Consider the following 19333-nt stretch of genomic DNA (forward strand, 5'->3'; position numbering starts at 1 on the left):
ACGCCTGCAGCGGGCGAACAACAGGCATTCTGACTAACTGGCCAACCGAACGCAACTTAGAGTTGCTTACATATTCCGGGAGTCGCTCCGTCCGTGTCGACGGCTCCGCCTCCGGGGAAAGCGGGGAGAAACTCAGAAACACCAGCGCTGGTCTGGCTCTACAGCAGCGACTTCATCAAATCGCGTACCCCCAGAACCATCGGACTGATCAGCATCTCGCCGGCCGAGTACTCCGCAGCCGCCCCGAAGAAGCGGGCCTGACTCTCCACCATCTCAAACACATGGGCTTTCGACTCGGGAAACTGCGTCTCGTAAGCACGAATCGCTTTCAGTTTCACATCGAGCACATCGGAGATATCCGTTACAAAGTGCCGCGAACCTTCCGGATAGGGCATGCGTCGCAATCCCAGCGGATACCAGAGTTGCTTCGAGACGGTATGAACGGGCAGGCCATCGAATTCCCCATCCCATTTCGTCAGTCGGGAATAGAACACGGCTGCATCGGTGATCTGAACGGCCTGCCAGTGGTCCGGTGACGCGAGCGGGGTTTTGTCGGCGATTCCAAGCACAATCTTCGGCCGGTAGCGACGAAACACCTTCGCCAGTGCGATTCGCGCTTCGTAGGAGTCGAAGAGTCGCCGATTGGGCAGATCGAGAATCTCCCGAACGGCGATCCCGAGGATCTCCGCTGCTTTCCGGGCCTCGGCCAGGCGAACTTCCGGTCCGGGGCTGAGCGGCGTTGGCTCTCCGTCGGTCAAATCGACGATGCCGACGCGGTATCCCTGTCTGGCCAGCATCGCCAGCGTGCCGCCACAACCAATCTCGACATCGTCCGGGTGGGCACCCACGGCGATCACGTCCAGCGGTTCCGGAAGTTCCTGCATCACATCCTCGTTTCCGTTCGGTGAAACCGTAAAAGCGTCGCTGAACAAGAGATTCGGTTCGTCCAGCGTGCGGGAATCGCATTATAGCGGAACGCACTCCGACACAACCGAAGCCGATCCTCACCGCCAGAAACGATCAAACGTACACATCCATAGAATCCGCGCGACTCTCGAAAATCTCCGACTTGGGGATTTGACGGGGGCGGAATCTCGGAGTTAATGAGAAAACAGAGACCTGTTCGACGCGATTCAGGACGAGGCTGTAATCGTATCCCGCATCTGCTAAAGTCTTGTGAGCATTTCGGCCTCGACCGGACCTGTTCGTCTGTGAGAAAGCACACGTTAACTCAATGTCGTCAACCCCTGCAGCAAGTCGCCCCGATGATCCCGTTGAACAAGCCGCGCGTGAACTTCTGGGCTACCTGAACTTCTCCAACGGAGCTCGTGACCAGCGGGCCTTCCGGAACTGGAATATTCTCTTTGAGAGATTTAAGACCGGAAATCTTGAGGAGTTACGTCATTACCTGACTCAACAACTGCAGGCTCTCCGTCAGGACAACCCGGCATTCCACGAAACGACTCAGGCCGAGAACGTAATCGAACTCCTGTTCGGTCAAATGCTCGACGCTTATCGGGAATTCCACCGAGATCTTCTGTTCCACGTCTCCGAGAAGGATCTGGAACAGTCGCTGTTCATCGCCGTTCTGGCCGAGGCGATTCTGGCTCAGGGAGAACCCTGGGAACAGATCGACCGGGTCATCCAGGGAAGCATCGCCCAGGTTAACGACTACCTCGGCTACCGGCCGGTAGCCGTGCTTGAGAACGGGCGACTCGTTCAGCCCTATCCGCACGAACGATTCGCGTTGATTCCGCTCTACATCAGCGGAGTCGGGGCAGCCGACGGCAAATACCGCGACCTGATCGTCAAAACACTGGAACTGCTGCAACAGGTGCCGCAGTCCGTCGTCGATGCGACGCACTTCTATCTGCAGAACCTTCAGGAGTTGTGCCTGGACGTTCGCGCCTACGATTACAATCACCCGGTCTTCAAGCGGACGAATTATCTCTTCGGGGAGTGGGATCCGCATCAGATCGGTCTCGACGGCTACTACCACCGCTTCGTCGTTCGCGGCGTGATTCTGGATGCGTTGATCGACTGGATTAACGGCGCCTGCACTGTCGGCAAGGTCCCTTACGAAGAAGCTCTGTTTGATGCCGCCGCTGCTCTTAGTGGAACGGTGCTTATGGCCTCGTCGATCAGTGGATCGGGGCCCGATACGTTTGATTCCAACGTTTCACTTTCCTCGCTGCTGCCACTGGTCGCCCGTCAGCGCGACTTCTTCTACGAGCATCTGATGTCGCAGCTCGAAGGCGAACGAGCCGAACGGCTGCACAACCACCAGCGTGTAACCCAGCAACCGTTCGGACATGTCCGACACGCTCTGAATATGTTCCTGTCGAGTTACGGAGCCCGGCAGGTTCGCAATCGGGAACTCGCGCTCATGTTCGCGAGAATGGGGTACGCAGAGGAAAGTCGGAAGCAGGCCGAGATTATCCCGGCGACATCGATCCGCTTTGAAACTGAAATCCAGTGGCGGATTCGCATCGCTCAGCAGCACAACCGAGCCGCCGAGTTTGATCAGACGGTCATTCTCCTGGGCGAAATTGAAAACCTGTTGCAGCGGGCGATCGAATGCGGCGCTCTGATCGATCCCTGGAACATTCTCGGATTTCAGGGTCAGTTCACCCTGTTCGCGAATCGCGAAGACTCCGTTCCCGACGTGCGGGTCGAAATCCTGATCGACATCATGGAGCAGATTTTCTCGCTCTATGCCGAGACGCTGACCGAAGCCGCGATGGTCGGTAACGAACAGCTCATCTCCGAGATCAGCGTTCCGTTCCGGGCCCTGGCCGAGCGGTGGGATGAATACGCCACGACGACCGTCGAGGACATCCCCCGGCTGCACGGTATGAAGACGTTTGAATCGGCTCTCGTGGTCGCGAAGACACTGCTCGCGTGGCGACAGTCGGATCCGCAGGAAAACAGCCTGATGTTCTGGCGTCAGCATGTCGACCTGTTCGATACGCAGATGGCGTATCACAACATCGTGAACGTGCTCCTCGAAAAGCATGATTTCAACGCGGCTCTCGGGCTGCTTATGCAGTGGCTCAGCCAGGTCGATGAATCGAGCACAATCAGCTTTGACGAAACATTCAGCGGCTCTCTCCTGGAGTGGGCCCAGGCGCTGCGGAAAGCGGAGACAGACAACGGCCGGCTGTTCGAACGGTATCGACGAACGCTGGAGTTGCTGGAAGCGAACGCTGGTCAGCGCTGGGGTGTTCCACGGATCATGCTCGACTCCGAAGCGTCGCCCAAAGAGATGGACGACCAGGGCTGGTGGGATGAACCAGCACTCGAAGGTCCCTGGGGCCGCGATGACGACGACGATGACGAAGAGGACGATGAAGACAATCCCTTCGCCGCCGCCTACGAGGACGTCACCTTTCGAGACTCCGCTGACGATGGCCAGGAAGGGTCCCTGTCGGATACACGGAATCCATTCGAGAACAACGAGTTCGAGCAGTGGTCCCGTCAGTACGAGCCTCAGCTGAAGTTCCTGCAGAGCGTGGCCGAACTCCAACAGCAGGCCATTATCGTGGCCGCCCGCCTGCAGTCCGCCCCGGAAGGGGAAGTCACGGCTGAATCAATCGCCGCGGTCCGCAAAACGATTACGGGCTGGTCGCAGACTCTGCTCGGCTTCGAACGCGAACTGGGACAGTTCCTGCATGAGATTCATCTCCGCCAGTTAAGCCCCCCCTCCGGCGCACACGACGCCAACATCGAGTTCGACATTCAATTGCAGTCGAAGCTCTATCTGATGCACAACGTCATCTGGACGCTGACGCGGCTTCGCTTCGTGCGGCGGCTGGCCGATGCCCTGCTCTTTGATGAGGCGGGAAAGCTGCCGAGCCGCGAACTTTGGCTCACACAGATCCTGCACGCCATTCTCAGCCACGACGTCGATCGAATTCATGAGCTGCTGCCCAAGTCGCTCAAACGATTATCGCGGCGAAAGTTGCTTTACGTTCCGCTGGAGAATGGCGGTACGCCCCGGTCGATCGCCGATGCCCAGGAGCTCCACTCGCTGCTGCGGTTTCTGGTCACCGCGCTGCCTGCTCTGGGGATGTATCGCGAGAGCTGGCAGGTGATGGTGACCGCCTATGAGATGGAGCGGTCCTCCCGGCCGGGCGGCCCGGCGATCACGGAATTTGACCGCCTGTTCCGACTCGCACTCTCGAACACGCTTTCGAATCTGCTGAAGTCGTCGCAGAGCTGGCGTTCCGGCAAGCTCGAAGACGATGAACTGATCGATATCCTCTCGCGGGTCGTCGATCACTATCACACGATCTGGCGGAAACACAGCGATACGATGCGGCTCTCCGCAGCGGAAACGTTGACGCGGCAGCGCCTCTGGGAAAGTACGCGAGAGTTCATTCACCGCTATGGCGGCGACCTGTTCCACGCCCGCAACCTCACGCTCGGCTACGTGCGAGCCATCGTCCAGGGAGGCGTCGAAGAGTTCCTGCATTATCTCGACGAGACTCAGGATCCGCTGCGTCCGAATCCGCTGATCGAAGACATCCGCGAAGGGCGAATCGAACGAGCCGAGGCGGCGATTCAGCTGGAAACGATCTATGGGATCCTGATCGACAAGTTCGATCGTTTCCTCGAATACAACAGCACGACGACCCATTCTGATTACGGAGAGCGGTTCGACTGCTTCCTCGACTTCGTCCGGCTCGAAGCGGCTTACGATCGCGACGACTGGAACTTCACCCCGTTTAAGATTGCCCACGAAGCTCTGATCGACATCGGTCGGCTTCAGGCGGCCCGGGACTGGGAGCAGATCATGGCGGGCCGCTCGGCTGATAAGGCCGACGAACATCTGGCGCGCCTGCACGACCTGGAATCTCAGTACGGCGTCAAGCTGCCCGCACTGACCGATCACATCGAAGAACGATTCGTCAAGCCGCTGGCTGTGAACCGCATGCTGGCCCTCGTGCGTCAGATCATGGAAGAAAGTGACGAAGTCCGCCGGCGCGAGTTGTTCGATGATCTGCGTGTGCAGATCGAGATCTATCAGGACGGCACATTCGGCACCGGCCTCGAAGTTCCTGAGTGGTTGCGGATGCTCGATCAGGAAATCCGCAGCTTCGAGATGCCCGACCAGTTGGGGAGCGATCCCTATGGCGAGCAGATTATCATCCCGGTCACGGTGAATCTCCGCGAGATGAAAAAGCAGTTGCGGAACTGGGACGACGACTTCATGCCGAATTCCCGTAAGCAACCGCGGCGACCTCCGCGAAACAATCCTTAATCGACGAGGCGACTGGCAGTCCGGGCGGGTTTCGTTATATCATCGGACCGCAGGCAATCGCCCTTCTCTTCTGAGCAGACCCCAAGGATCAAAACGATGTGGCCATTCAGCAGTGGTAAGGACTGGAACGTCATCGGCATCATGTTCGAGCGGCCCGATGCGTATTCGGTCAACGCCAATCGCGCCAAAGGCAGGCTGGCCGAATCGGTCAAGACACGCACCCGAATTCACGACCGGACGATTCTCTGGGCCGTCTTCAACCAGAAGGGGTCCATCGTCGAAAGTGGTCCCGGCAATGGCGTCCATCATGTGCCGCAGGATACCTACAAGCAGATCGAGAAGGTGCTGCACACCAATGTTTCGATCCGTGAAATCCTGAAGATGCTCGAATCGGGACAGACGAGCAAAGCCGCCAAGAAGTTCATCTGGAGCGGCTACCCGGTCAAGAAGATCGCTCCCGAAGCGGACTAACCTCGCCTGAGTTTGAGCCCTGCGGAATCAGCCCAACTTCCGTTCCAGCAGGGCGAGCACTTCGTTTTCGTGCACTTTGAGTTGCGCCATCTTCTGCTGGAGGAGTTCTCGTTTGCGCGCGATGTCGCGGGCCACGTGGCGATAGTTCTGCTGCGTCTGACGAAAGGCCGTGGCCCGGAAGGTCCCGGCGGTCACGCCGACCGTCAGTTTGTCCAGGATCGGCCGCATGTCGATGAGGGCGGCAAACAGTTCACGGGCGGCGATCTCGGCGGCCAGCGCACACAGGCTGACAATCTTCCGATCTTCCATTCGCTCCACCGGAGTGAGTGCCGACAGCATTGTGGTTGATGTGGACTGCCTCGGAGCTTCACTTTCGACAATGCGACCAAACGGGCTGGCCTGTTGCCGCTGATCATCCTGTTCCTGCTGAGCGGCAGCCAGAGCCTTCTGGACCCGGGACTGACGGGGCACGATCTCCAGAGCCTTACGATAGCTGGCGATCTCACGCATCAGATTGCCCTGGTCGCGGTAGATCTTGCCAATCTGATACCAGGCTTCCCACTCGACCGGATTCTGCCGGAGAACTTCCTTCAATGCGGAAACGGCGAGGTCGTATTCCCCCAGCCGTCGGTAGGCGAGGCCGAGATTGTAGAATCCTTCAATCGAACGGCGATCCCGCTGAATCCCCTTCTGCAGAAATTCGATGGCGAGATCGTATTCCCGCAGGCGATTGTAGATCGCTCCAATATTGATGTAGGAAAGGGCCCGATGCGGGTTGATCGTGATCGCATGCTGAAACGCATCGACGGCGTCGTGCAACCGCTGGTTCTGCAGGGACACCATGCCGAGAAGTTCCCAGAGTGACGGATCGGCTCCGTCAATCTCCAGCGCCTGCTGCAGACAGTTCGCGGCCTCGGCGAACTCCTTACGTCGATAGGCGGCGACGCCATCGGCTTTGAGTTGCTGGAACGTGGCGAGGGAATCGTTCATTGGGTTCTCCAAGTCGCCCAGTCTGAACGCGAAGCATGAAGAGCTTTGCAATATCCCGTGATAAGTCTGTGAATTCCGTGAGCCGACGGAGGTAGAAAACCGTCCTGATCAACAGAGGCAGACATCGCCTCGAAGACGTTTCGCCTGTCCTCGGAGTGGCGTTTTGTTTATAACGGCACAGAGCCGAAAAACAGGATCCGTTGCGTGTCGAAAACCTCGGGATTCCCTTTGCTGTGGGCAGTCTGTTCCGATTTCTGTATCAGGTCAAAATCCTGTCGCCGATTCTCCGGCCCCTGTTCCGTCTGCTTCTCGGGCTGATCGCCATTCCGATGTTCCGCTTCATTCTCCGCCGGTTCTTCCGCGTGCAGGAAATGGACCCGGAACTGGAGAAAGACCTCGAACAGTGGTTTAAGGGCTCACTGGTCCTGCTCGCGGCGACGAAGAACATGGAAATGTCGATGTTCTCCTGGCTCGATCAGCTGATCGGCTCGACGACAGGAGGCGGCCCCGGCCTCGATAACGCGTGGATCACCGGACTGCGAATCATGATGGCGATCGGCGTGATCGAAATGATGCCGGACCAGGAACTGTTCGCCATCATCCACCCGGGCCCGCCGAAGTTCAAATACGATCGGAAGATCGGCCTCTGGAACTGCCTGCGGAATCAGTGCCGCCCCATCATCAAGGGGCTGATCTGCCAGCACCTCAATCGCTCTTCTCCCGTCTTTGCCATCCTCAGCACGATTTTTCCGGGGCCCGTCGGCTGGATTTGCTTTGGCTTCGCCAGTGCTCAGTACCTTATCATCGGACTGGTGACCTCACGTGACCGCGCCCTGGATGCTTTGGCTGAATTCGACAGGCAGGTGGCGATCCGTCGCGAGCAGATCCGCGAAGAGTTTTCGCTGGATGACAGCACGGAAGAGGAGCTTCCTGAGGACCAGAAACCCGCTCCGGCGACCCCGGAAGTTTCACGGAAAGCCCTTTCAGCGAGCGCCGATCCCTCGCGGTAGCGCCGTTTCTGACGACGCATCGCCTTCGGATTGCGTCTGAGACCGCGTCTCTGGAGAAGATTCGTTGTCGCGTGGACATCCGGTCGAGCGTTCCGCTTCAGCGAGACCGGCGGTCCGTCGTGCCGGCGGCGCGATTGAATTTTTCTCGTGTCGTCTATAATACCGATTTGCCAGATGCAGATCGGAGATGCGAATTCCATGGGACGGACGAGCCACATTCAGGTGCTCAGCCCCGAAGTGATCAACAAGATTGCCGCCGGCGAGGTGATTGAGCGCCCCGCCAGCGTCATCAAGGAGCTGCTGGAAAATAGCGTCGACGCCCTGAGCTCCCGCATCGATCTCGATATCGAAGAGGGAGGCACGGAACTGATCCGCATCGCCGACGACGGCGAAGGCATCCCGGCTGACGAGCTCCCGCTGGCTGTGACGAGCCACGCCACCAGCAAACTCCGGCAGGCCGATGACCTGTTCTGTGTCCAGACGATGGGGTTCCGCGGCGAAGCACTGGCTTCGATCGCCGAAGTCAGCCACTTCAAAATTCGCAGCCGTGTTCACGAAGAGAACGTCGGAGCCGAGATGGCTGTCATCTGCGGCGACCGCAGCGAAATCCGTCCGACCGGTTGTGCTCCGGGAACGCAGATTGAAATCCGCCAGCTGTTCTGCAATACGCCCGTGCGTCGCAAGTTTCTCAAGAAGTCGGCCACCGAGTTCGGGTACATCTCCGAACAGTTCACCCGGGTCGCCCTGGCGTCCCCCCGGTTGCAGCTCTCGCTGACACACAACGGGAAGAATGTGTATCGTCTCCCGGCGAATCAGGAGTTGAAAGAGCGACTGATTCTCTTTCACGGATCCCAGACCGTCGACAAGCTGATTCCGGTCGAGGCCGAGCACAATGGCATCCGACTCTGGGGTTACGTCGGCCATCCGAGTCTCAACAAGTCGACCCGCAAGTCGCAGTACCTGTTTCTGAATGGCCGCTACATTCAGGACCGCTCGCTGCAGCACGCTCTTGGCGAAGCCTATCGCGGCCTGCTGATGACCGGCCGCTTCCCCGTGGCGTTTCTGTTTCTGGAGATGCCGAGCGATCAGGTTGACGTGAATGTGCATCCGACGAAATCCGAAGTCCGTTTCCGGGATCAGCAGTTCCTGTTTCGGCTCCTGCTTTCGACATTGCGGACCAAGTTCCTGCAATCGGACCTGCAGAGCCAGTTGAACATTCGACCGGCGGGTGCCCCGGCGGCTCCGGATCTCCGTTCGCGGCAACAGAAAGTCGAGCAGGATCTGGTCTCCTGGGCAAGAAACCAGCTCGAACATCAGGTCCAGCGCCAACCGGCGCCCACCGAAACTCCGACCAACCCGTTGATCGAGCCATTGAGCGCTCACTCCGGCGTAGTTACGGAGACTCCCACCACTCCGGCGACGGACGAGCGTCCGCTGGAGCAAGCCGCAGAGATCCTTGCAGAAGCGACGGGCGGTCAGCCGGGTCTTCCGACCACGGTGCCAGAGTCTCAGGAGGCGATCGCGACACCGACGTCGACTGCGACGCAGTTGCCGCCTATATCCAGTATTCAGGCGCTGCAGGTCGACGACTGTTATATCGTGCTCTCGACGGATCAAGGTCTCACTGTGATCGACCAGCACGCTCTCCACGAACGGGTGCTCTACGAGCGGTTCCGCAAAAAGGTGCTCGACGGCAAGGTCGAAGTCCAGAAGCTGCTGATGCCCGTCACGATGGACATGGACGAGAAGAAGATGTCCCTGCTGCTGGACCACGCTGATCTGCTCAGGGAAATTGGTTTCAGCGTCGAATCCTTCGGCCGCGGAATGCTCGCCGTCGACAGCCATCCGGTGTTTCTGGGCCACAACGATATCCGTGACGTCATGACGGAGTTCGCGGAGAAGTTCGAGGACTCGTCTACAGTCGGACGCCGCGAATTGCTCGATGAAACACTCCACATGATGGCCTGCAAAGCCGCCATCAAAGCCGGTCAGAGACTGACCGCTGACGAGATCGTCGCCCTGCTCGCTCAGCGCGAGATGATCGACGATGCCCACCACTGTCCCCACGGCCGTCCGACGGCCCTTGTCCTCAGCCGCGAAGATCTCGACCGCCAGTTCGGTCGGCTCGGTGCCTAGAGCGGGTTACTTTTTGGTGTAACCGTTCGGTCCGCGAAAGATGCAGCGTTTCAGGCGATTCAACGCTCATTCGCGGACATACGGTAGAGCGATCCGCTCTATTTACCTGCCGCAACTCGGCCCAACCCTTTGAATGACTCTACTGACTTCGAGTCAGCCGGAGCATGGCTCCGGTCCGTTCCGCTGTCATCCGGCCTGGCAGGTTCAATCGCCCTGACGTTTCTTCCAGCAGTTCGGCCAGCTTGCGCCATTCTCTGCTGCCCATTTTCTGTCGGGGCCAGTTCTGTTGCGTCCACACTTCGACCAGCAGATCCCGGCGAAGAAAGGCCGGCAGTGTCAGCAGCCGCGCAACCTGCAGTCGCACCTGCTGGGAATCACGGGAGATCACGACATCGCCCAGCGTTTGCCGAACGAGGTTTTCGTGAAAATCGGTCGTCTCGGCCGCCTGGGCGACCAGATCGAGCAGGCGCATGCCGAATTGTGGGTTCATCTCGACCAGCAACGGAATCAACTCGTGACGGATGCGATTCCGAGTGAAAGACTGATCCTGATTGGTCGGATCCTCACGGAAGTCCTGCTCCCGTTCCGCGAGGTAAGACAGGATCTCGGCGCGGCTCGTCTCCAGCAGCGGTCGGCACAGAATCAGATCATCAGGCATCGTTCGCACCGGACGAATCCCGGCCAGCCCCCGCAGGCTCGTGCCGCGAATCAGATGGTGCAGCGCCGTTTCGATCTGATCGTCCGCGTGATGAGCCATGCAGAGGACACGACATCGCTCTTTCCGTGCGACTCGCTGCACGAACTCGTACCGCGCTTCCCGTAATTCCGCTTCACCCCGGGACACGTTGCCGGGGACGTTCGGACCATTCCAGTTCGTCACCAGTGGCACCGAAAGCCGCTCACAAAGTTCCGCCACCCACCGCTGGTCGGCTTCGGCATCGCCGCGGACTCCATGGTTGTAGTGAACGGCAATGACATTGAACGAGCACTGCTCCGCAATTGTCGTGACTCCACGCAAGAGAGCGACGCTGTCGGCTCCTCCCGAGACCCCGACAAGCAGTCTCTCACGCGGCTGGCAAACCGTACCGAGTCGGTCGATCAGATGCTGTTCAAAGGGGTGGAACATGTGAAGCAAGTTCGTGGCTGGTAACGGTCTTCCGCGCACGCGAGGGGCTCAGGCGTCAGTTGATAATACCGGACCAGGCGTTAATATGCAGGTTGGAAATTTCGTCCACTTTTTCCGGGCAGCCGCGTCATGGTCCCGGATCAGGCTGGATATCAACACAATTTATTGGAACTGAGAGGCGTTCGTCAGCCTGAGCGGCAGAAGGAACTGAGTTCGGCGAAATCGAGTTTTCGTCAGGGTTCTGTCGTTCAAGATCGCCCGTGCCGCCTGTTGATGAGATGACAGGACGGCGGAGTTTGTCCAGTTCAGGATGACTGGAACGGCTGGAATCAAACTGCTGGAAGTGAAAGAGTGATGTTCTATCTTCTGTTCACAATGTTGGGGCTTGGGCTGCTGCTGAGTATTGCACTCCGCGGCGAGCCGCCGGTCGACCAGCCGCGTCAGTCCGTGAGGCGGCCCGACCGTTTTCACGCGACCGATCTGGTCGTCGACTCTCAGCATTCCAGCGACACTGCGCACCCACAGGTTGTCGTCCCGTCCCCTGGCTTTCATCACCGCTCCGGTCACCGCCGAGGCCGTGAGGAATCAGAATTCGCGGTTCGGGCCCCCGGTGCGCCGTCAGGTTTGATCCCTTCACCTTCACTTCTGCGCGGCTCCCTGCGGGCATTCTGCGGAAGCATTTCCTGAACAGACAAGACAACGATCAGCTGCGGGTCTCCCAGTCGGAGTCATACCGATGGGAAGTGAAGTGTGGATTGCCGGCGCCGTTGCCCTGGTAATCGGGGGGATCGTAGGTTACGCCTTCGAGCGGGTTCGGCTGGGAGCAGGCTATCGCTCGAAGGACCAACTGCTTGAAGACGCTCGTCGGGAAGCCGAGACCATTCGCAAGAATGGAGAACTCGAAGCCAAAGAAGAAGTCCTGAAGCGACGCGAAGAGCTCGAGAGGGAACTCAATTCTCAGCGAAACGAGCTGCGGGATCTGGAGCGCAAGCTCGATAAACGCGAAAGCTCGCTCGAAGATCTTCAGGAGGACGTCAGCAAGCGCGAGCGGATGATCGAGTCGATGCAGAACCGACTCACCGAACGGCTCAAGAACGCCGAACGGAAAGAATCCGAGCTGAGCCGCATCGTCAAGGAAGAGCAGGAAGAGCTTTACAAGATCAGCGGCCTGAAGCGCGAACAGGCCATCGAACGACTGCTCGACCGACTGCACACCGAACTCCGCAACGAGACCGGCGAAGTCATTCTCAAGCACGAAGCGGAGCTCAAGGAAATCTGCGACGCCAAGGCCCGCGAGATTATCGGCATGGCCGTTCAGCGATACGCGTCCGCGCACACCTCGGAGATGACGGTCGCCAGTATCGACATCCCCAGCGACGAAATGAAGGGTCGCATCATCGGACGTGAAGGTCGTAACATTCGCACCTTCGAGAAACTGACCGGGGTCGATGTCATCGTCGACGACACGCCTGGCGTGGTCATCATTTCGTCCTTCGACAACGTCCGTCGTGAAGTCGGCAAAATGGCGCTGCAACGGCTCATTCAGGATGGCCGCATTCATCCGACACGAATTGAAGAGATCGTGACCGAGTGCCAGAAGGAAATGGACGAGCGAATCATGCGACTCGGTCAGGAAGCCGCTCAGGAAGCCGGCATCCAGGGTCTGCACGAAAAACTGATTCAGCTGATGGGCCGACTCAACTTCCGCGTCAGCTACAGCCAGAACGTGCTGCGACACTCGATCGAAGTGGCTCATCTGACCGGCATGATGGCCGAACAACTCGGACTCGATGGCGTCCTGGCCCGCCGCTGTGGTTTCACGCATGACATCGGAAAAGCAGCCGACCATGAGATGGAAGGGGGACACCCCGCCATCGGAGCCGATCTGCTCAAACGGTACTCGGAAGGCGAAGAAGTCGTGCACTCCGCGGCCGGTCACCACGACGATATCCGCCCGGAATATATTTACACGGTCCTCGTCGCGGCCGCCGACGCCATTTCCGCCGCCCGACCAGGCGCACGTCGCGAAACGCTTGAGAAGTACGTCAAACGACTCGAAGAACTCGAAGCGCTGGTTTGCGGCTTCCCGGGAGTCGAGCAGTGCTACGCCGTCCAGGCCGGTCGCGAAGTGCGGGTGGTTGTCGATCCGCGGGAAGTCAACGATCGTCAGGCAGCCGCTCTAGCTCGCGACATCGCCAAAGCCGTGGAAGAAAACCTGACCTACCCGGGCGAGGTGAAAGTCGCCGTGATGCGGGAGTCACGCTCGGTCGAATACGCCCGCTAATCGGCCAGAGGGGCTGAAGTCCGAACTCAGTGGAGAGATCCCTTGTCTCGCCGCTGGAACCACGGGTCTTTCCCGAGAATGCGGGCTGCGAGAGTTAGCCTGTCCCGCATTCCAAAATCAAAGCCCGGTTGATTGAACCGGGATGGCGCCGCCCCGGGAGGTCGGGCCAACGCGGACATCGGGATTTGTCGGCTGGATTTCTTGTCGATTCGCCAGCCTCGGCCGCGGAGCCGCCGGGGTTCCTCTCGGATCTCGAGACAACGATTGAACAGATTCACTTTGATGGCTAAGAAATGATCGATCCTCTTCCTGATTTCGAAACGTTTTCCGCGCAGGCCGAAGGCCAGACTCTGGTGCCGGTTTACTGTCAATTGACGGGCGACTCATTGTCTCCGGTCGAAGCGTTCCGCCGACTTGATAAAGGGGAACATTCGTTTCTGTTCGAAAGCGTCGTCGGTGGCGAGCGAATCGGTCGGTACAGCTTTATCGGCTCCAATCCGTTCCTTACGATTCAGGCCGCCGGGAACGAGGTCAAGATTTACGAGCAGGGTGCGACGCGTAAACAGACCAGCGACGATCCTCTGGCGCTGCTTGGGGAACTGCTCAGCAATTATCGCATGGCTCCCCATCCGCAGTTGCCGCGATTCTGCGGCGGAGCGGTCGGCTACGCCGGCTACGATGTCGTTCGGTATGCGGAAAACCTGCCAAATGCTCCGGAAGACGACCGTCAGGTCCCCGACATGCTTTTCGGTCTGTATGACCGGATGGTGATCTTCGATCACATCAATAAGACGGTCTTCGTCGTCGTGCTGGCCGCAGTCGAAAGCGGAGACCTGAAAGCGGCCTACAAAACGGCCGGGAAGACTCTTACCGAGATCTGCTATCAACTCGAACACAACCGCAGTCCGGTGCCGCCCGAACAGATTCGCCTCGACGATGCCCGCACCCTGGACTGGAAATCGAACTACACTCAGGACGAGTTCGAAGGAGCGGTCGAAACCTGCAAGGAATACATTCGGGCGGGCGATATTTTTCAGGTCGTGCTCAGCCAGCGGCTCGAACTCGAAACCCGGGCCAGCGAACTGGCGATTTACCGGGCGTTGCGGGTTGTGAACCCCAGTCCGTTCATGTTCCTGGTCAAATCGCCGGAAGTCACTCTGGTCGGCAGTTCGCCTGAAATCATGACGCGAGTCGAACATCGCGAGATGACCGTGCGACCATTGGCGGGCACGCGTCCTCGGGGGGCCACCGCCGACGAAGATGTTCGCCTCGAGAAAGAACTGCTCGCCGATCCCAAGGAACGAGCCGAGCATGTGATGCTCGTTGACCTCGCTCGGAACGATATCGGTCGTGTCGCGGAATACAACTCGATCGAAATCAAGGACATCATGGTTGTCGAGCGGTACAGCCACGTGATGCACATCACGTCGAACGTGACCGGTCAACTCAAACAGGAGCTGTCCGCTCTCGACGCCCTTCGCGCCGCCTTGCCAGCCGGAACCGTATCGGGGGCTCCCAAAGTCCGGGCGATGGAGATTATCGACGAACTGGAACGGCACCGTCGCGGGCCTTATGCAGGCGCCGTCGGATATATCGACTTCACAGGCGACATGGATACCTGTATTGCCTTGCGGACACTGGTCAAGCAGGGCAAAAAAGTGTACGTTCAGGCAGGTGCGGGCCTCGTCGCGGACAGTGTTCCAGCGACCGAATACGAAGAAACATTGAACAAGGCGAAAGGTCTGCTCAAGGCGATCGCCGTCGCTCATTATCAGTTGAGTGACCACGAGTGATCGCGGCCGGAGATCCCGAATCTCCAATGACCCGATTCCCCAATGTCGAGGAGCCGAGCAGTGCCTGAGCTTCGAACTCTCATTGTCGCAGTCATCATCTGTGCAGGAGTGGTCTCGCCCGTTGGAGCGGCCGATCCACCGATCCGCTTTGGTCCCTGGAAGGTCCTCTATCGCGGGTCGCCGAAGTCGTCCATCTCTCAGCTGTCCGACGACAAATTTCCCTTCCAGCCACTGGATCAGTTCACGATCACCGGAGAGATGGCGACCGATCCGTTCCGGCTGAATCAGGTTCAGGTCGATGGCACCTGGGCCGTCACACGGGGAGCCCTGCACCAGGCCAACGGACGCTCTGCGGCCATCAAGCTGGGCCGTGCCGAGGACTTCGAGCTCGAAATGGGCATCAACGCCGAAGGCGAAGGCGGCTGGTTTCTGCTCTACGGCTACAACGACGGTCAGGGACACGGACTCTACAACGTGACACTCAAAACGAGTGGAAGCCCGTGGTTCGTCAGCCAGTTTGCCCGCGGGTTCGGACTGGAAGGCACCGATCAGGAAATCGCCCGGTACGAATGTCGCGGCGACGAACCCTTTCTAGTTCGGGTTGCCGGCGGGAAGTTGACGGCTTCAATCAGTCGTCGCACACTGGTAGAAGATCTGGAGCTTCCGGACTACGAAGCGGGCGACATCATCCTCGGCACGTATGACACCAAATACGGCCCCAAACCGATCAAAATTTACGGCATCCGCCTGCGGGAACCGCGCGAGTAAATCTTTGTCTCTCAGTCCATCAAGACAACCGGCCGAGTCGCCAATCCGCAACAACTGGCCGGAACCTCGGGCGGCGTATATTCACGTGCCGTTCTGCCGCCATCGTTGCGGCTACTGTGATTTTTCGATCATCGCCGGACGGAACGACCTGGTTCCCCGATATCTCGCTGCCTTGCGGCGGGAGATTGAAACCGGCCCCTGGCTGCCCACTCGGCCGCACCGGGTCGAGACGCTTTACATCGGCGGCGGAACCCCCACCCTGCTTTCCGCTGCGGAACTCCGGGAACTGCTGACAATTCTGGACGAACGGTTCGAACGGACTCCGACAACAGAATACACGATCGAAGCCAATCCGGATGGACTTACCGTGGAGAAGATGAGGCTGCTGCGTGAGTTCGGGGTCAATCGAATCAGTCTGGGCGTGCAAACCTTTTTCGATGATCAACTCGTCCAGCTTGAGCGGACCCATTCGGCAGCCGAGACGGTTGAAGCCATCCAGGCCGTTCGCCGTCATTTCGAGAATTACTCGATTGACCTGATCTTCGCCCTGCCCGGCCAGACGCTCGAGCAGTGGGAGCAGATTCTCACCAACGCGATGCAGTACGAGCCGCCTCACATTTCAACTTACGCCCTGACCTTTGAAAAAGGGACCCGCTTCTGGGGCGACCGCGACAAAGGACTTCTGCAGCAGACTGACACCGGCATTGAAGTCGAGATGTACCGATTTGCTGCGAAATTCCTGCAGGAACACGGGTACCGGCACTATGAAGTCTCCAACTTTGCCAAAGCAGGGAACGAATCGCGGCACAACGCCACTTACTGGTCTGGACGTCCATTCGTGGCGTTCGGACCGGGCGCCGCGTCGTTCGTAAACGGACGGCGGCAGACAAATCATCGCAGCGCATTCACCTGGATGAAACGCCTCGAAACCGGCGAGTCTCCCATCGCCTCAACTGATGAGCTCACCCCGGAAGAGCGAGCCCGGGAACTGCTCGCGGTCGGCCTCCGTCAGCGGGACGGCATTCCGTTCCGCCCGATTCGAGAAATGACCGGATACGACGTTTTCGACCTTTGTCGCGATGAATTGGCTCAACTGGCGGCCCGGAACTGGATCGGTTTCGACGCCGAACGGGTCTGGATCACGCCGGAAGGACTGCTCTTCGCCGACGAAATCGCCGCGGAACTGATCTGATCGCTCCTTCCGTTCAGCAATTCTTCCGGTATAATGGCCCGTTTTAACGCCCTGTTCCGCTTCACCAGCATGAAATCGCTATGAGCCAGCTGCCAATTCTCGATTTGACCGCCCCTGCCGCATCTCCCTCTGCTCCCGAGAGCAGTGGCGTGAAGGGGCGTTACGCCTTTGTTTCGTTGGGGTGCCCGAAAAATCTCGTTGACAGCGAGAAGATGCTCGGTTCACTGGCTGTGGAAGGCTATGCGTTGACTTCGGAAGCCGAAGGCAGCGACTTCGTGATCGTCAACACCTGTGGATTCATCGACAGCTCGCGGCAGGAATCGTTTGGCGTCATCGAGGAGATGCTCGACCTGAAGCGACAGGGAAAAACGAACGGCGTGATTGTGGCCGGTTGTCTGCCGGAGCGAATCGGCGGAGATCTGCGGGAACGTCTGCCGGAAATCGACCACGTCGTCGGGGTCTTCGGACGCGATGAAATCACCAAAGTCGCCGATCGAATCATTGGCAATCAGCGGGAACAGGTCGACATCTTCCGCCCCGCTCCGATCCGTGCTCTCGACGACCGCGCCCGACTCCGAATCACGCCCCAGCATTTCGCCTATCTCAAGATCTCCGAAGGTTGCAACCGGACCTGCACCTTCTGTTCGATCCCGAAGATGCGTGGCAAGCACGTGACCAAGCCGATCGAGGAGATTATCGCCGAGGCCAAAGAACTGGCCGCCGATGGCGTCCGCGAGCTGATTCTCGTGGCTCAGGACACGACGTATTACGGCATGGACCTTTATGGCGAAGTTCGCCTGCGGGATCTGCTGGAAGAACTGGAACAGGTTGAGGGGATCGACTGGATCCGCCTGATGTACCTGTATCCGGTCAACTTTACCGATGCTCTGATCGACAAGATCGCCACGTCAAACAAGATTCTGCCATACCTCGACATGCCATTGCAGCACATCAACAGCCGGGTACTCAAGCGGATGCAGCGGCGGGTCGACCGAGAGCGAACAATCGAACTGGTCGAGAAACTCCGCGAGCGGATTCCGAACCTTGTGCTGCGAACGACGTTCGTCGTCGGCTTCCCGGGCGAAACCGAGGAGCAGTTCGAAGAGCTCCGCGCATTCGTGAAGGAAACTCGTTTTCAGCGAATGGGCGTCTTTCCGTACTCGCTCGAACCGGGGACTCCCGCCGAGAAGCTCGATGGTCACTTGCCCGAAGAGGTCAAACAGCAGCGGGTCGACACCCTGATGGCGGACCAGCAGGAGATCGCCTTTGAGTTTGGTGAATCGCTGGTCGGCTACGAACTCGACGTGCTCCTCGATGAAGAAATCGAGCCGGGTCTCTGGCAGGGCCGGTGTTTCGCCGACGCTCCGGAGATTGATGGTAACGTTTACGTGCAGGGCGAAGGGTTGAAGGTTGGCGAATTCGTCCCCGTCGAAATCGTCGACTCCCAGGACTACGATCTCGTCGGCGTCGCCAGCGAAGACGAAGAGTAATTCCGGAACGGGTGCATGCCCGCGCTTGAGTGGGCAGACGATCCAAAGCACGAATTCACTCTGCGGGAAGTCGATCGAGGCATCCTTGCCCCGAAGGATCGACTCGCGAACAGTCACCGCCCTCGGATCGGTGATGCAGGACACACTCCCTGCAGCTTTCGTTTTTTCGGAACGCATGTTGCAGTCTGTCGGACAGTAAAACCAGACTTCACCTCTGACTGAGAACGACACCCATGCTGAATTCCCCCAATCTTGTCTGCCTGACGCGCCTCGCCCTCGCATTCGTCGTCTTTGCGATGATTCAGCTGACCGACTGGTGGATTGCCACGACCGTCGTCTTCGTCATCGCCGTCGCCACCGATGCTCTCGATGGTTACCTCGCCCGCAAATACAATCTTGTGACGGTCTTCGGTCGCATTCTCGATCCAATGGTCGACAAGATCATCATCTGCGGCTCGTTCATTTTTCTGCAGCAGATCGCAGATTCCGGCATCAATGCCTGGATCACATTGATCATCGTCGTCCGTGAGATTTACATTACGAGTCTCCGCGGATTCTTCGAGCAGGAAGGGATCGACTTCTCGGCCAAGATGAGCGGCAAGCTCAAAATGGTTCTGCAGTCAGCCGCGATTCCGGCCAGCATGCTCAGTCTGCTACCATCGCTCGCGGACTCCGGCACGTTCCTGCTGATTCGTGACGGGCTCATCTGGGCCACAGTTGCCATCACCATTTACAGCGGAATCGAATACACGTTCCGTGGCGTGAAGCTGTATCGCGAGAAGCATTCCAGCGACGCAATCTGAAAAAAGG

Annotated in this window: 13 protein-coding genes; 10 read left to right on the forward strand and 3 right to left on the reverse strand. The window is 58.7% G+C overall.

Features of this window, described 5'->3' with window-relative positions:
• Window positions 1-158: 158 nt before the first annotated feature.
• The gene (locus tag L1A08_RS02775) at window positions 159-884 is read right to left on the reverse strand and encodes a PIG-L family deacetylase (RefSeq protein ID WP_390896842.1); all 726 of its coding nucleotides are present in this window, start codon (window positions 882-884) and stop codon (window positions 159-161) included.
• 350 nt (window positions 885-1234) lie between these two features.
• Between L1A08_RS02775 and L1A08_RS02780 the strand changes: the two genes are divergently transcribed.
• Window positions 1235-5263, forward strand: a complete 4029-nt coding sequence (locus L1A08_RS02780) for a hypothetical protein (RefSeq protein WP_238753946.1) — start codon at window positions 1235-1237, stop codon at window positions 5261-5263.
• Window positions 5264-5359: 96 nt separating this feature from the next.
• Window positions 5360-5734 (forward strand): hypothetical protein, encoded by a 375-nt coding sequence (locus L1A08_RS02785; RefSeq protein WP_238753948.1) that lies wholly within the window; start codon window positions 5360-5362, stop codon window positions 5732-5734.
• Window positions 5735-5761: 27 nt separating this feature from the next.
• Here L1A08_RS02785 and L1A08_RS02790 read toward each other — a convergent pair whose 3' ends face one another.
• A complete protein-coding gene (locus L1A08_RS02790; RefSeq protein WP_238753950.1) occupies window positions 5762-6724 on the reverse strand; it encodes a tetratricopeptide repeat protein in 963 nt (320 codons plus the stop codon).
• A 200-nt stretch (window positions 6725-6924) separates the two neighbouring features.
• Between L1A08_RS02790 and L1A08_RS02795 the strand changes: the two genes are divergently transcribed.
• Window positions 6925-7734: a DNA topoisomerase I gene (locus tag L1A08_RS02795; protein ID WP_238753952.1), complete on the forward strand. Its 810-nt coding sequence runs from the start codon at window positions 6925-6927 to the stop codon at window positions 7732-7734.
• A 174-nt stretch (window positions 7735-7908) separates the two neighbouring features.
• Window positions 7909-9870, forward strand: a complete 1962-nt coding sequence (gene mutL / locus L1A08_RS02800) for a DNA mismatch repair endonuclease MutL (RefSeq protein WP_238753961.1) — start codon at window positions 7909-7911, stop codon at window positions 9868-9870.
• Between the two features lie 139 nt (window positions 9871-10009).
• Here the strand turns inward: mutL and tilS are convergent, their stop codons facing one another.
• On the reverse strand, window positions 10010-10996 hold the full coding sequence (gene tilS / locus L1A08_RS02805; protein ID WP_238753963.1) for a tRNA lysidine(34) synthetase TilS: 987 nt from the start codon (window positions 10994-10996) through the stop codon (window positions 10010-10012).
• A 736-nt stretch (window positions 10997-11732) separates the two neighbouring features.
• Between tilS and rny the strand changes: the two genes are divergently transcribed.
• The 6 genes from rny (at window position 11733) to pgsA (ending at window position 19326) form a co-directional block, all read left to right on the forward strand.
• Complete coding sequence (rny, locus tag L1A08_RS02810; RefSeq protein WP_238753965.1) at window positions 11733-13280, forward strand: ribonuclease Y; 1548 nt, start codon at window positions 11733-11735, stop codon at window positions 13278-13280.
• 293 nt (window positions 13281-13573) lie between these two features.
• Window positions 13574-15073 carry an anthranilate synthase component I gene (gene trpE, locus L1A08_RS02815; RefSeq protein WP_238753968.1) on the forward strand — a complete coding sequence of 500 codons (1500 nt, stop codon included), beginning with the start codon at window positions 13574-13576 and terminating at the stop codon, window positions 15071-15073.
• Window positions 15074-15133: 60 nt separating this feature from the next.
• Window positions 15134-15841 (forward strand): hypothetical protein, encoded by a 708-nt coding sequence (locus L1A08_RS02820; RefSeq protein WP_238753970.1) that lies wholly within the window; start codon window positions 15134-15136, stop codon window positions 15839-15841.
• A 4-nt stretch (window positions 15842-15845) separates the two neighbouring features.
• A complete protein-coding gene (gene hemW / locus L1A08_RS02825; protein WP_238753973.1) occupies window positions 15846-17033 on the forward strand; it encodes a radical SAM family heme chaperone HemW in 1188 nt (395 codons plus the stop codon).
• Window positions 17034-17113: 80 nt separating this feature from the next.
• On the forward strand, window positions 17114-18523 hold the full coding sequence (gene rimO / locus L1A08_RS02830) for a 30S ribosomal protein S12 methylthiotransferase RimO (protein WP_238753975.1): 1410 nt from the start codon (window positions 17114-17116) through the stop codon (window positions 18521-18523).
• Between the two features lie 233 nt (window positions 18524-18756).
• A complete protein-coding gene (gene pgsA / locus L1A08_RS02835; protein WP_238753977.1) occupies window positions 18757-19326 on the forward strand; it encodes a CDP-diacylglycerol--glycerol-3-phosphate 3-phosphatidyltransferase in 570 nt (189 codons plus the stop codon).
• The last annotated feature ends 7 nt before the right edge of the window (window positions 19327-19333 follow it).

The sequence above is a fragment of the Rubinisphaera margarita genome (assembly GCF_022267515.1).
Classification (GTDB): Bacteria; Planctomycetota; Planctomycetia; order Planctomycetales; family Planctomycetaceae; genus Rubinisphaera; species Rubinisphaera margarita.

What these genes read in the sequence shown, in the direction of transcription:
- pgsA (WP_238753977.1), top strand. Translation starts at nt 18,757, where the DNA reads ATGCTGAATTCCCCCAATCTTGTCTGCCTGACGCGCCTCGCCCTCGCA.
- trpE (WP_238753968.1), top strand. Translation starts at nt 13,574, where the DNA reads ATGATCGATCCTCTTCCTGATTTCGAAACGTTTTCCGCGCAGGCCGAA.
- rny (WP_238753965.1), top strand. Translation starts at nt 11,733, where the DNA reads ATGGGAAGTGAAGTGTGGATTGCCGGCGCCGTTGCCCTGGTAATCGGG.
- L1A08_RS02780 (WP_238753946.1), top strand. Translation starts at nt 1,235, where the DNA reads ATGTCGTCAACCCCTGCAGCAAGTCGCCCCGATGATCCCGTTGAACAA.
- L1A08_RS02790 (WP_238753950.1), bottom strand. Translation starts at nt 6,724, where the DNA reads ATGAACGATTCCCTCGCCACGTTCCAGCAACTCAAAGCCGATGGCGTC.
- L1A08_RS02775 (WP_390896842.1), bottom strand. Translation starts at nt 884, where the DNA reads ATGCAGGAACTTCCGGAACCGCTGGACGTGATCGCCGTGGGTGCCCAC.
- rimO (WP_238753975.1), top strand. Translation starts at nt 17,114, where the DNA reads ATGAGCCAGCTGCCAATTCTCGATTTGACCGCCCCTGCCGCATCTCCC.
- L1A08_RS02785 (WP_238753948.1), top strand. Translation starts at nt 5,360, where the DNA reads ATGTGGCCATTCAGCAGTGGTAAGGACTGGAACGTCATCGGCATCATG.
- mutL (WP_238753961.1), top strand. Translation starts at nt 7,909, where the DNA reads ATGCAGATCGGAGATGCGAATTCCATGGGACGGACGAGCCACATTCAG.
- tilS (WP_238753963.1), bottom strand. Translation starts at nt 10,996, where the DNA reads ATGTTCCACCCCTTTGAACAGCATCTGATCGACCGACTCGGTACGGTT.